The sequence below is a fragment of the Streptomyces sp. NPDC002265 genome, from assembly GCF_040296125.1.
Classification (GTDB): Bacteria; Actinomycetota; Actinomycetes; order Streptomycetales; family Streptomycetaceae; genus Streptomyces.
The window spans coordinates 1-12,784 of record NZ_JBEOWS010000014.1 but is presented as its reverse complement, the minus strand read 5'-3'; the positions used below and the strand labels follow the sequence as shown (position 1 = coordinate 12,784).

11 protein-coding genes are annotated in these 12,784 nt (G+C 70.1%); 7 read left to right on the top strand and 4 right to left on the bottom strand.

What is annotated here, in order from left to right; genetic code table 11:
- Window positions 1–57: 57 nt before the first annotated feature.
- Window positions 58–834, top strand: coding sequence for an endonuclease/exonuclease/phosphatase family protein (locus ABT085_RS04370; RefSeq protein WP_351601864.1), 777 nt, complete (start codon window positions 58–60; stop codon window positions 832–834).
- Between the two features lie 130 nt (window positions 835–964).
- Here the strand turns inward: ABT085_RS04370 and ABT085_RS04365 are convergent, their stop codons facing one another.
- Window positions 965–2,080, bottom strand: coding sequence for a serine hydrolase domain-containing protein (locus ABT085_RS04365; protein WP_351601861.1), 1,116 nt, complete (start codon window positions 2,078–2,080; stop codon window positions 965–967).
- Between the two features lie 160 nt (window positions 2,081–2,240).
- Between ABT085_RS04365 and ABT085_RS04360 the strand changes: the two genes are divergently transcribed.
- Window positions 2,241–3,122, top strand: a complete 882-nt coding sequence (locus ABT085_RS04360; protein ID WP_351601858.1) for an AraC family transcriptional regulator — start codon at window positions 2,241–2,243, stop codon at window positions 3,120–3,122.
- Between the two features lie 52 nt (window positions 3,123–3,174).
- Here the strand turns inward: ABT085_RS04360 and ABT085_RS04355 are convergent, their stop codons facing one another.
- Window positions 3,175–3,972: a PIG-L deacetylase family protein gene (locus tag ABT085_RS04355; RefSeq protein WP_351601855.1), complete on the bottom strand. Its 798-nt coding sequence runs from the start codon at window positions 3,970–3,972 to the stop codon at window positions 3,175–3,177.
- 294 nt (window positions 3,973–4,266) lie between these two features.
- Here ABT085_RS04355 and ABT085_RS04350 point away from each other — a divergent pair, with 294 nt between their 5' ends.
- The 4 genes from ABT085_RS04350 (at window position 4,267) to ABT085_RS04335 (ending at window position 9,437) form a co-directional block, all read left to right on the top strand.
- Window positions 4,267–5,256 (top strand): aldo/keto reductase, encoded by a 990-nt coding sequence (locus ABT085_RS04350; RefSeq protein WP_351601850.1) that lies wholly within the window; start codon window positions 4,267–4,269, stop codon window positions 5,254–5,256.
- A 222-nt stretch (window positions 5,257–5,478) separates the two neighbouring features.
- Window positions 5,479–6,849 (top strand): COG1361 family protein, encoded by a 1,371-nt coding sequence (locus tag ABT085_RS04345; protein WP_351601847.1) that lies wholly within the window; start codon window positions 5,479–5,481, stop codon window positions 6,847–6,849.
- 167 nt (window positions 6,850–7,016) lie between these two features.
- Window positions 7,017–8,528 (top strand): DUF4246 domain-containing protein, encoded by a 1,512-nt coding sequence (locus ABT085_RS04340; RefSeq protein ID WP_351601844.1) that lies wholly within the window; start codon window positions 7,017–7,019, stop codon window positions 8,526–8,528.
- 63 nt (window positions 8,529–8,591) lie between these two features.
- Window positions 8,592–9,437, top strand: a complete 846-nt coding sequence (locus ABT085_RS04335) for an MOSC domain-containing protein (protein ID WP_351601841.1) — start codon at window positions 8,592–8,594, stop codon at window positions 9,435–9,437.
- 135 nt (window positions 9,438–9,572) lie between these two features.
- Here the strand turns inward: ABT085_RS04335 and ABT085_RS04330 are convergent, their stop codons facing one another.
- Both ABT085_RS04330 and ABT085_RS04325 read right to left on the bottom strand, forming a co-directional pair.
- The gene (locus ABT085_RS04330) at window positions 9,573–11,219 is read right to left on the bottom strand and encodes an MFS transporter (RefSeq protein ID WP_351601838.1); all 1,647 of its coding nucleotides are present in this window, start codon (window positions 11,217–11,219) and stop codon (window positions 9,573–9,575) included.
- Between the two features lie 210 nt (window positions 11,220–11,429).
- Entirely contained in the window at window positions 11,430–12,206 is a 777-nt protein-coding gene (locus ABT085_RS04325) for an IclR family transcriptional regulator (protein WP_351601835.1), read from the bottom strand.
- Window positions 12,207–12,283: 77 nt separating this feature from the next.
- On the opposite strand from ABT085_RS04325, the gene ABT085_RS04320 reads away from it, so the two are divergent.
- Window positions 12,284–12,784, top strand: a 501-nt coding sequence (locus ABT085_RS04320; protein ID WP_351601832.1) for a cupin domain-containing protein, incomplete at its 3' end; no start/stop codon positions are given.

Sequence of the window (12,784 nt, the reverse complement as noted above, 5' to 3'; positions counted from 1 at the left end):
AGCGGCTCGGGCTCCCCGTACGGCCCGGCAGGCCAACGGACGGAAGGCGGCCCATTCGTGACGGCCCTGCGACTGCTGACCATGAACACCCTCTTCACCGGCGATGTCCCGGCCCGGCTGAGGGCCCTCGGCGCGGCGCTCGACCGGTCCGACTACGACGTCGTCTGTCTGCAGGAGGTCATGTTCCGCCGCAACGCCCGGCTGATCTGCCGTGCCGCTCCCGCGTACCGGCACTTCGCCTACTCGGGCACGGTTCTGCTCAAGGGCGGCCTGGTGCTGCTGTCGCGGTGGCCGATCAGCCGATGGCGGTTCGTGCGGTACCCGACGACGGGCCCGGTGCGCGGCGAACTCCTCATGCGCAAGGGTGCACTGCTGGCGTCCGTTGCCACCCCGGACGGTGAACTGGTCGTCGTGAACACCCACTTGTCGGCCAACCGCGACGACGACTGGTCGCCCACGAACCGGTACACGCGGATCGCCGCTGCTGAACTGGCCCTGCTCACCGGGCTGATCGCGGCCATGGGCCCGGACCTGCCCGTGGCCGTGGCCGGTGATCTCAACCTCCCGCGCGACTCGGCGGTGCTCGCCGACTTCATCGCGACAGCGGGACTGCGCGACGTCCTCGCCGGCGACACGCGTCCGACCTACCGGCCGACACCTCAGTGGCCGTCGCCGCCGGCCTTGGACCACGTACTGGTCCGGGCCGCGGCCGGGGAGACGCTGACCGGCGGCGCGGACCTCGTGTTCCAGGACCCGGTGACACTGGACGACGGCCGCCAGGCCTACCTGTCCGACCACTACGGCGTGCGGGCGCAGCTGATCCGGTCGAAGTGACACGGACACCGGCCGCCGGCCGTGCAGGCCACCGGTGTGAGTGTGCGACCGGCAGGGGTTCCCCTCCCGTCCGGTACTCAGTGACGGGAGGGGAGCCTCTGCAGGCCCGGGCCGCCCCCTGGATGCGCTGTCAGTGCAGGCTGCTGTAGGCGGCCATCACGATCTCCATGCCGCGGTTGTCCTCCTGCCGGTCCCGGTCGATCATCTGGTTCATGGCGTAGGCGACCGTCATGCGTGAGCCGGGATCGCTCACCACCAGCGAGCCGCCCCAGCCGCCCCAGCCGAAGGCGGTGCCGAACTTGCCGAAGCCCACCGTCCAGGCCATCGGCGTCCGCAGCACGCGGTCCTCACCGCGGAACACCTCCTGCCACGCCGGCTCGCACCCCTGGGGGGACAGCAGCCGCACGCCGCCGGCCGAACCCCGGTTCGCCAGTACCGACTGGACCAGGGCGACGGAGCGAGCGTTGCCGAAGCCGTTCACCGCGGGGATCCGCGCACGGCGCCACGCCACGGAGTTGGCGTCCTTGACCCGGATCGCGAGACCGGTGTTCTCCCGGCGAGTGCCGTCGGGTCCGGACGGTGCGCCGGCAACGTACTCGTCGGTCAGCGACGGCGGCGGGATGAGCGGTGCCACGCGGTGGTCGTGAGCGGCGGAGATGCCGAGGTGGAAATCCGCGCCCAGCGGCTCTGCCACCTCTTCGGCGAAGAACTCGCCGACACCGCGGCCGGTGATGCGGCGGACGATCTCACCCACGAGGAAGCCGAAGGTGAGCGCGTGATAGCCGGCCGCCGTTCCCGGCTCCCATTCGGGCACCTGGGCGGCCAGCCCCGCCGTCACACTCTCCCAGTCGTAGAGCTCCTCGACCGCCGTCGGCCCGGACAGGTCCGGGAGCCCCGCGGTGTGCGACAGTACGTGCCGTACCAGCACGTTCTCCTTGCCGGCCGCGGCGAACTCGGGCCAGTAGGCGGCGACCGGCGCGGACAGGTCGAGCTCACCCCGGTCGGCCAGAATCAGCGCGCACAGGGCGACCATGTTCTTGGTCGTCGAGTTCACACCGACGAGGGTGTCGCGTTCCCAGCCGACGGACCGGTCCGCGTCGGCGTACCCGCCCCAGAGGTCCGCCACCGGCTCGCCGTCGAGACAGACGGCCGCCGAGGCGCCCACGTCGTCCTTGCCGAGCAGAGCCGCAAGTGCCTCACGGACCGCGGCGAACCGGGGATCACAGAATCCCTTAACATCAGTCATGGGCATAAGCCTCAGGTGGTCCCAAGTCTTCCTGCCCGACCATTCCCGCACGCGTTCGGTCGGGCGGGACGCGGGCGATCCCCGCTGCCCCGGTACGGCGGCCTGACGGCCCTCCGCAGGTCGAGGGGCATGCGTCACGACAGCCGAAGGACGGACAGGCGTGCTGGAACGGCTGAATCAGGCGCTGGACCACCTGGAGGCCCGCCTCGACGGCGAGGTCGACATCGCCGAGGTGGCCAGGATCGCCGCGGTCTCGGAGTACCACTTCCGGCGGCTGTTCTCCGCACTCGCCGGAATGCCGCTCCCGGTCTACGTACGGCGCCGACGCATGACCCTGGCCGGGGCCGACGTACTGGCCGGGGAACCGACGCTGCTCGACATCGCGGTGCGCTACGGGTACGGCTCGGGAGAGGCGTTCGCACGGGCCTTCCGGTCGGTGCACGGCGTCGGTCCGGGCGAGGCCCGGCGCACGGGCGCGGTGCTCACTGCGCAGCCGCGCATGTCCTTCCGCGTCGTCGTCGAAGGCAGTACGACCATGCGGTACCGCATCGTGGAGAAGGAGGCGTTCCGGGTCGTCGGCAGAAAGGCCCGGGTCCCGCTCGTGCCCGAGGGGATCAACGCGGCCGCCACGGCGCACTTGAAGAGCCTGGACGAGCGGGCGATCGTACGGATGAAGGAGCTGGACCAGCAGGAGCCGGCGGGGATCCTGTCGGCGGCCGTGTACCTGACCGACAGCCGGGACGAGGGTGCCGAGGCGGACTACTGGATCGGCGTGGTGACCGGTCCGGGGACGGCCGCCGATGAGCTCGACGCCCTCGACGTGCCGGCCGGGACCTGGGCGGTCTTCGACAACCACGGGCCCTACCCCAGCGCCCTCCAGGAACTGTGGCGAGACGTGTTCACGCAGTGGTTCCCTTCCAGCCTGTACGTGAGCCGGCCGGGTCCCGAACTCCTGCGGACGCAGCCGGTGCGGATCGGTACGGAGACCGACTCCCAGCTGTGGATCCCGGTCGAACGAGGCACCGCAACCGCCGGGCCGTGAACTCCGGCACCTGACCACAGGGTCATGCCTGCGCGTTTCGAGGCGCGGGGGATCAGACCGTCAGCCCGCGCTGGATGACGTGAGCGGGGCCGGCGCCGGGGCCGATGCGGGTGAAGTATTCGGTCGCCAGGATCCGGATGCGCGTTGCCTCGTCGAGGCGGGACAGCAGCGCAGGCAGCGCTCGCTCGCCCCGGAGCTGGCTGGTGTGTGAGGAGATCGCGGCCCACTTCTGCACCACCCATGGCGTCACGTCCACGACTGCGGTCACGTCCTCGTCCGGCACGCTGTGCACCGTCTTTCCGACGCCGCTCAGCAGCGGCCCGAGGTCGCCGGTCCCGGAGCGCGGGTGCGTGGCCGCGTAGAGCGCGCCGGTCTGCCAGGGCTCGCCCGCCTCGGGGTGAAGCCGGCCGATCCCGGCAGCCTCCACGGCGAGCACAGCCACTCGGTGGGTACGACGGTGATCCGGGTGGCCGGTGAGCTGGCCGAGCGCGTCATGCGTGACGACGACATCGGGACGGAACCGCCTGATGTGCGCGACGACCTGGGCGACGGCCTCGGTCAGGTGCACGTCGCACCAGCGGGGCCGAGCGGGAGCCGAGGACTCGTTGCGGGCGTCGCCGTGTCCGAGCATGCGCGGCTCGCCCGCGCCCAGAACCGTCAGGGCCGCGTCGAGTTCGGCGGCACGCGCAGTGTTTCGGGCCCAGGTCGCAGTGACGACGGCCGTGCGGGCGCCGCCGGCGGCATGCCGGGCGAGCACACCGCCCGCGAGCAGGCTCTCGTCGTCGGGGTGGGCGAAGACTCCGAGCAGCGAAGGACAGCGGGCCGCGGTCGTGGAGGCGGAGGTCGTCATGAGCGGGAACCTCATATCTCACCGTGGGCGGAGTTCGGGGAGGGCGGGCGAACGCCTGGCCGGACAGGCCCGAGGCGCGGGCGGTCGGTGCCAGGGTCGAGGTGGGGTTCGGTCAGAGCGTCGGGTTGCGTTGGAGTGCGCTTCAGGTCGTAGCGTCGCAGTGACCGCGGCGCACGAAGCCTGTAAGCACACGTCCCGGACGGGATACCCGCTTGTGGAAGCCGTGCTGGACGAGATGCTGCGCGCGGTCGCGTGAACGATGAACGAGTGTGCGGAACAAAGCTGGGAGACGTCATGCGCAAGCGCAGTCTGCGGGACCTTGAGGTATCGGCCATCGGCTTGGGATGCATGGGCATGTCCGCCTTCTACGGGTCCGCGGACCAGGAGGAGGGGATCGCGACCATCCGGCGTGCCCTCGACGTCGGGGTGAACTTCCTCGACACCGCGCAGATGTACGGGCCGCTGACCAACGAGTCGCTCGTCGGCGAGGCGATCCGGGGGCACCGCGACGCGTACGTGATCGCGACGAAGTTCAACTACCGGATGGACGACGCCGTACCCGGCGACATCAGCACGGTCGGCCCGCAGGACGGATCCGCCGAGCATGTCCGCAGCTCGGTCCACGGCTCCCTGCAGCGTCTGGGGACCGACCACATCGACCTGTACTACCAGCACCGGGTCGACCCGAACGTACCGATCGAGGAAACGGTCGGCGCGCTGGGCGAGCTGGTCGCCGAGGGCAAGGTGCGTTACATCGGCCTGAGCGAGGCGAGCGCGGAGACCATCCGGCGCGCGCACGCCGTGCACCCGGTCACCGCGGTGCAGAGCGAGTACTCGCTGTGGTCACGGGACGTGGAGGCCGAGGTGCTGCCCGCCTGCCGTGAGCTGGGCATCGGCTTCGTGCCGTACTCGCCGCTCGGCCGTGGCTTCCTCGCCGGCCGGTTCAGTTCGCCGGACGAGCTCGACGCCAACGACTGGCGCCGCGAGAACCCGCGCTTCCAGGACGCCAACCTGGAGGCGAACCTGAGGCTGGCGGCGAAGGTGAAGGAGATCGCCGCCGAGAAGGAAGTGTCCCCGGCCCAGCTGGCCATCGCCTGGGTGCTGGCCCAGGGCGAGCACCTGGTGCCGATCCCGGGCACCAAGCGCCGCACCTACCTGGAGCAGAACGCCGCCGCGGTCGACATCGAACTGACCAAGGGGGACTTGGCCCGCATCGATGCGGAGCTGCCCGAGGTGTCGGGTGAGCGCTACGACGAGGCGGGCATGCGATCCGTCAACCGATGAGAACCGTCCGGCCGATCAGGTGACCGTCGCTTGATCTGCTGATCAACTCGGCGCTCCCGCACGGGACATGGAGAGGTTGGGCCAGACCTGGGTGGGAGGCCGGTTGTTCAACGACAGGCCGGAAAACCCGGGCGCGGTGTGCTGCCCTGTCATGTGATGATCAAGCTGATGCGCCGGATACGTCGGCGCATCAGTCACGTCACCACGCCCCTGGGGGTAGCAATGAGCTTGTTCTCTGCTGGACGCCCGTTACGCCGCAGATCCGCCGCCGCCCTGGCGGTGGCGGCGGGTCTGCTGACGGCCGGCGTCGCCGCGCCCGCGTTCGCAGCCGACGACCCGCCGCAGAGCGACCAGTTGTGGATCCACGAGCCGTACGAGCAGACGCTGCCGCTCGGCACCGACGGCGGTCAGCCGCAGTCCCGCACGCTCGGCGTCGGCCTCTACCACGACAACCAGAACTTCACGGTGACCGACGGCAGGCTCACCGTCGACGTCTCCGGCCTCACCGGGGTCGCCGAGGTGACCTGGCCCGACAATTGCACGCCGAGCGGCACGACCGCGGTGTGCGACGTTCCCGTGGTGCCCGGTCTGGGGGCCGACTACGAGGACCCGGTGGTGCTGAAGGTGCGCGCGGCCGACGGCGCCGCAGTCGGCGCACACGGCAGGATCACCTACGAGGCGACGGCCACCGGCGGCCCCGACGGCACGCTCACCGCGCCGCACGCCGGCTTCGACACCACGCTCACCGTCGGATCCGGGCCCGACCTCGCCATCGACCCCGTCGCCGACATCAAGGACGGCCGGCCCGGCGACCAGCGGACGATCGCGTTGAAGATCACCAACAACGGGAACGAGAGCGCGAACGGGTTCACCGTCAAGCTGAACGCCTCGTACGGCTTGACGGACCTGACCCGGTACGACGCCTGCGCCTACAGCGCGACGGACGGCACCGACTACGCACCGACGGCCAAGGCGGACTGCACGTTCGACCAGCTGCTCGCGCCGGGCGACTCCTTCGAACTGCCCGAGCCGCTGACGGTGCGACTCACCCCGCACGCGCTGAGCGAGCGGCTCGACATCGATGTCGAGCCGGGCGGTGGCGCCCAGGACATCGACTCCCGCAACGACTACACGGTCGTTCAGATCGCCGCGGCGAACACCGCGGACTTCTCCGTGACCGGTGACTCCATCACCGGTGCGGCGGGTACCACGGCCACGGCCGAACTGACCTTCAAGAACAACGGACCGGCCTGGTTCGGCAACCTCGTCTCCGGCGACCCGGTCGCCAGGCTCCGGCTGATCCCACCCCAGGGCACCACGGTCACCGGCGCGCCGTCCGACTGCGTCCCGCACACCCTCGACGGCGCGTACTACCCGACCAGGACGGGCGCGCCGCGCTACGACTGCAAGATGCCTTACTGGGTGCTTGAGGACACCCAGCGGACGTTCGCGTTCTCCGTGCGCATCGACACCGTGGTGCCCGGCGCGACCGGTGCCGTGAGTATTCACCCCGCGTTCGGCGAGTTCGGCCAGCGCCCCTTCGACTTCGACCCGGACCTCACGAACAACACGGCTGCTCTGACGGTCAACTGACCGACCCGGCGGAGTTCGGGAGCAGCAGCTGCACGAGCGCCTGCTCCGGAACTCCGACTTTCGGACCTCCGGCTCCCGGACCGGCGGTGTCCGTGGTCGCGGCGGCGGTGTCAGTGGGCTGAAGTACTCTTCCAGCCACCGCACACCGACTCGGAGGATCGAGAGAATTGACCAGCCTGTCTGCTTTCCCGCTGCCCTTTCAAGCCTCTCGTTCCATATCGTTCGCGACGCCCCGAACGCTGCGGGAACTTCAGATGATGCAGTGCAGCGCCCATATTCGGGCGAAGCCGGGGTGGTTCGACAAGATGAACGACGCCGAGATCGTCGCCAGGTGGACGCAAGAGGCCGTCGCTCAGGGCCTCACCGAGGCGCAGGTTCGTTACGTGCTTGCCGAACTCGCGCATTACGCCGCGCTGCGGGACGGACACACCGGCGCCGAGGTGTCCGCCGTCGACGGGGTGTGGCAGTCGGACACTCTGGTCGACGACAAGCTCGGATCCCGGCTGCGCGAAGCTGTTCGGGTTCTGGAAGAGGTCCCCGAGGCAGAACGGGACTGGCATCCCGGTTCCGACGGCCAGGTGCTGGATCTGGTTCATCCCTCACTGTTCTGCCTGGTGAAAGAGGCGAGCGGTGCACCCGAGCGGGCTTGGCAGAACCCGACGAACCGCTACTCGAAGTACGAGTTCTCGGAGAAGTTCCAGTGGCTGCCTACGGACGTCGACGTCAGCGAGGACGGCGAGGTCGCCTTCCGCTCGTACGTCAACAACGTCCACCCTGACACGCACCGCGAACTGGCCTTTGTCCTGCCGGACTTGTTCGCGCGAATGCGCCCGCTGCTGGAGAACGTCCTCACCGATCTGCGCCATCCACGGCCGTTGCGGATCGAGGCCGATCCCTATGGGTGGTACGAGTCGCAGGGATCGGAGTATCCGGACAAGTCCTCCTACGGCGATCAGGAGGCCTACGCGGAAGCCGTCCGCGTCTGGGAGGCGGCTCAGGACGAATGGTGGGAGAACCGCCGCCCGACCATCCCGGACGCCCCGCTCTTCACCGCGCCCGAACTGCCTGATGAATCCGCCCGGGTCGACCTGCGCGGTCGCAGTCTCCAGGTCATCGTCAAGCTCGCCACGATCCAGCTCACTCCGGACAAGCCCGAGTACTCCGGCGGTTCCTGGCATGTCGAGGGGATGCTGAACGAGCGGATCGTCTCGACCGGCATCTACTACTGGGACAGCGAGAACATCACCGAAAGCCGGCTGAGTTTCCGGACGGCACTCGACGATCCGGACTACGAGCAGAGTGACGACAACGGTGTGCGTGAGGTCTATGGCCTGGAGGACCTGGACGCACTGAACCAGGTACTGGGATCGGCCTCGACCCCGGCGGGCCGCTGCCTGGCGTTCCCGAACATCCTGCAACACCGCGTCGGTTCGTTCCGCCTTCAGGACGACACCCGCCCGGGATATCGCAAAATCCTCGCGTTCTTCCTGGTCGATCCGTCCGAAAAGATCGTCTCGACTTCCGATGTGCCACCGCAGCAACCCTGGTCCGACACCTCGACCATGACGCTTGAACAGGCCGAGAACTACCGCGAACAGCTCATGCAGGAACGCAAGTTCTTCGTCGACGAACACAACGAGCAGCTCTACGAACGAGAATTCTCCCTCTGCGAGCACTGAATCTCTCGTTCTCCAACCAACAACCCGCTGATAAGCGGCCGGTTCTCCGGCCATACTTGATCCATGGGGACTGTGACGGCGCTCTACCGCTATCCGGTGAAGTCGATGCTGGGCGAAGCCATGAGTGCAGTGGAGGTCACGGAGTCCGGGTTCTCGGGAGACCGGACCCACGCCGTGCTCGACGAGACGGGCGCGGTGGGCAGCGTCAAGCACCCGCGCAAGTGGGGCGCACTGCTGCGCTGTCGCAGCCGGCGGGCGGAGTCCGGCGCGGTCCGGGTCGAACTGCCGGACGGCAGCGACCTGTTGGTGGAAGACCGTGAACTGGACCTGCTCCTGTCCAAGTTGCTCGGCCGGCAGGTGTTCTGCTCCGCCGTCGTACCGGAGCGCGGCAGGCTGGAGCGTGCGGTGCCCGCGTACGAAGGCGGGGTGCCCGATGCCGTGCGCGCGTCGGCCGCCGTCGATGTCACCGGGGAGAGCATCACGACCGGCAGCGTCGCCCCGGGTACGTTCTTCGACTTCGGGCGGGTCCATCTCGTCACCACCGCGGCCTTGGCGCGGATGCGAGAGGTGTACCCCGGAGGGGACTTCGACCCGCGCCGGTTCCGGCCGAATCTGGTCGTGGACGCCGGTACGGGGCCGGGCTTCCCCGAGGACGCCTGGGTGGGGTCACGGCTGCGCGTGGGGGAGGCGCTGTTCCGGGTCGTGGTGCCCACGCCTCGCTGCGTGATGCCCACGCTGGGCCACGGCGAACTCCCGGCGGATCCCGGCATCATGCGTGCGGTCGCCCGCGAACACCGGGTACCGGTGTTCGACCTGGGCCCGCTCTCCTGCCTGGGTGTCTACCTGGATGTGCTGGAGGCGGGGACCGTCAGGCTGGGCGACGCGATCACGTTGCAGGACGCCGCCTGATCGCTGCGCCGGCGCTTGTCGGCCCCCGGCGGCGGCCCGCCCGCCGCCCTTCGGGTGGCGAACGGGCCGCGCTCGTCGACCGTCCGGGTGTCGTGGTGCAGCAGACGCGGAGGTGCCGGGGGCGATCCGGGTGGCTCAGGGACGGGCGGCCTCGGCGACCGGTTCGGAACTCCCGTCCTGGCCGGGCAGGTCAGGCTCGGTGACCTCGTGCCGCGCCGGTCCGCGGGCATGGCGGCCGATCATGCCGAAGGCGGTGAGTGCCGCGGCGACGGCGGCCGCGATGCCGCACACCCAGTACGCGGTGGAGAAGCCGCTGCCGAGGGCGTCGAGAGCCAGGCCGTGGGCGGCCGAGCCCGGAACGGTGGGCGGCAGGCCGTTCACGGCGAGGGGGCCGTCGGCCGCGGCGATCGCCTGTGCCGCCGCCGACTGAGCGGCGGGCAGATCGGCGCCGGCGAGGTTCGTCGCGAATTCCGACCCCGCATGACTGAGGGCCACGGCGCCGACGACGACCGGTCCGAGGGCGAAGCCGAGGTCGCGCAGCATGTTGGTGGTGGCGCTGGCCATGCCCGCCAGGTTCGGGGGCACGCTGTTCAGCGCAACGGTCGTCACCGAGCTGACGGTCAGGGCGAAGCCGACGCCGATCAGCAGGGCGGGCGCCACGAACGCGCCGAGCCCGGGGTCGGTGACGTCGAGCCGGGTGAACAGCAGGCAGCCGGCCGCCAGCAGAAGGAAGCCCGAGGTCAGCAGCCAGGACGCGGCGACCCGGTGCAGAAGGCGCGAGACGACCGGGATGAGGACGAACGCCGGTCCCTGGAGCAGGAGGAAGAGGATGCCGACCCGCATCGGGTCCTGGTGCTGTACGGGTCCCATCCACATGCTCGTCGAGAAGCAGGCGCCGAGGAAGGCGAGCATCCCGATCACCGCGACGACGGACGACACGGCGAACGGCCGGTTGAGGAACAGCCTCAGGTCGAAGATCGGGGACTCGGCCCCCAGTTCCACCACGACGAACGCGGCGAGGAACACCGCGCCGAGGGTGAGGGAGAGCAGGACGGGCAGGGTGCCCCAGCCCGACTCCGGCCCCTCGACGGCGCCGTAGAGCACCAGGATGAGACCGATGGCGAAGGTGATCTGGCCGGGAACGTCGAACCTGCGGCCCTGGGGTGCCGTCGACTCCGTGGCCAGCAGCAGGGTGAGCACCATGCTGACCATGGCGAGGCCGACGAGCACCCAGAACGAGCCGCGCCATGAGCCGACCTTGGCGAACATGCCGCCGACCAGGGGTGAGACGGCGGCGCCCGCGGAGAGGAAGCCGCTCCAGACGGCCACGGCGTGCGCCCGCTGCCGCATGCCTCGGGCCAGGGCGGTGATCGCGGTGAGCGAGCCGGGGAACATGGCGCCTGCGCCCAGTCCGTTCAGGGCGGCGCCGATCCACAGCACCTGGACGGTCGGCGCGAGCGCGGCCACGGTGCTGCCCACGGCGACCAGGGCCGTGCCGGCCACGACGAGCCTGCGCCGTCCGAACAGGTCACCGAGGACACCGAAGGTGAACTCGAAGCACACCACGGCGATCATGAAGGCCGCGGTGATCCAGGTCAGCTGGGATCCATGCGTGTTCAGGTCCTCCTGGAAGAGCCCGAGCAGTGAGGCGGGCAGCGCGTTCGCGACCTGGGCCACGAAGACCGCGCCGCAGGCGGCAGCCAGTGTTCCCGCGTAGCCCGGCGTCCGGGCGGCCCCCGCGGTTGGGCCATGGGAGACAGTCGTCCCGTTGTTGAGCGTCATCTCTGGTCTTTCTGGCTGGGGAAAGAGGGGCGTCCCGTGGCGGGGAGCCCGAAGAGCATGAGGGGCTCGGCTCTGCGGCGCGGTGGGGGGACGGGCGCGACGTGAGTCGGGCGTGATGCCGTGGAGAATGACATTCGCTTTACGCCGTGTCAATGATGTGTGCGAGATAGCAAGAAAATAGATTCGATGAAAATGTGACGCCTCGGGTGTTCAGGTCCGGTGGAGAAGGTCCTGCTCCAGCGCGTGCGCCGCGGCCTCCAGGGCTTTGACCAGCGGCTGGAGCCGGTGCGGGTCGTAGCGCACGCTGGGCATCGAGATGGAGAGGCCGGCCAGCGCGGTGCCGTCCTCGTCGCGCACGGGGACGCCGACCGCGACGAGCCCGCGCTCGGAGCGTTCCTTGTTGACGGCGAAGCCGTTGCGGCGCAGGCGCCTCAGCTCCGTCCGCAGCCGCGCGAGGTCGGGGCGGTCGCCCGGGCGGTCCCGGTAGCGCTCCGGGGCGTAGGCCTGCTCCAGTTCCTCGTCGTCCAGCTCGGCGAGCAGGAGCAGTCCTGCCGTGGTGCGGTGCGCGGGGAAGACCATGCCCTCCCGGGAGCCGACCCGCAGAGCCTGCCGGCACTCGACGCTGGCGATGAACCGGACGGTGTCCCCGGTCCGCACGATCAGGTTCGTGGTCTCACCGAGGAGATCGACGACCCGGTGCAGATGAGGAAGAGCCGCCGCCCGCAGCCGGGACACGAGAGACTGGGAGTGCGCGGCCAGTTCCAGCACCGGACCCGCGCGATAGACACGGTCCTCGCCCCGCACGGCGAAGTCCCGGTAGACGAGCATCGCCAGGATGCGGTGAGCCGTCGACCTCGCGACCCCCAGACGCTCGGCGAGCTGCGCCACCGTCGCGTCGCCCTCCAGCTGCAGGATGGTCGCCGCCCGCAGCGCATGGTCCACGCTGGCGATGGGATAGGGCGGCGGCGTCTTGAGCTCCTTGTCCACGGTGATCCTCCATGGGCCACTGTTCTGCTCTCCAGAATCCATATGCTCCTACAGCAGACACGCGCCACGCTGAATCCGTGACCGAGTCCTTCACCACCCAAGTCAACGCTCCGGGCTCACCGGTCCGGCTGCACGCCGTCGCCGCGGACGGACAGCCCGCCGTCACCCCGGCGCTCGAGGAGCTGTACCGGGGCTTCGAGCAGGAACTCCTCGTCCCCCTGTGGACCGAGATCGGCGACCTGATGCCGGCCCACCCGCGCTCCCGGGCCGTACCGCACATATGGCGCTGGGAACGGCTGCGGCAGCTCGCCGCGCGGGCCGGCGACCTCGTTCCGGTCGGCCGCGGCGGCGAGCGCCGGGCGATCGCGCTGGCCAACCCCTCCCTCGGCGGCAGGCCCTTCGCCACGCCGACGCTGTGGGCCGCCATCCAGTACCTCATGCCCGGCGAGGACGCCCCCGAGCACCGGCACACCCAGCACGCCTTCCGCTTCGTCGTCGAGGGCTCCGGCGTGTGGACCGTCGTCGGCGGCGACCCCGTGCCCATGAACCGCGGCGACTTCCTGCCGCAGGCCGGCTGG

What these genes read in the sequence shown, in the direction of transcription:
- ABT085_RS04330 (WP_351601838.1), bottom strand. Translation starts at nt 11,219, where the DNA reads ATGACGCTCAACAACGGGACGACTGTCTCCCATGGCCCAACCGCGGGG.
- ABT085_RS04345 (WP_351601847.1), top strand. Translation starts at nt 5,479, where the DNA reads ATGAGCTTGTTCTCTGCTGGACGCCCGTTACGCCGCAGATCCGCCGCC.
- ABT085_RS04335 (WP_351601841.1), top strand. Translation starts at nt 8,592, where the DNA reads ATGGGGACTGTGACGGCGCTCTACCGCTATCCGGTGAAGTCGATGCTG.
- ABT085_RS04355 (WP_351601855.1), bottom strand. Translation starts at nt 3,972, where the DNA reads ATGACGACCTCCGCCTCCACGACCGCGGCCCGCTGTCCTTCGCTGCTC.
- ABT085_RS04365 (WP_351601861.1), bottom strand. Translation starts at nt 2,080, where the DNA reads ATGACTGATGTTAAGGGATTCTGTGATCCCCGGTTCGCCGCGGTCCGT.
- ABT085_RS04350 (WP_351601850.1), top strand. Translation starts at nt 4,267, where the DNA reads ATGCGCAAGCGCAGTCTGCGGGACCTTGAGGTATCGGCCATCGGCTTG.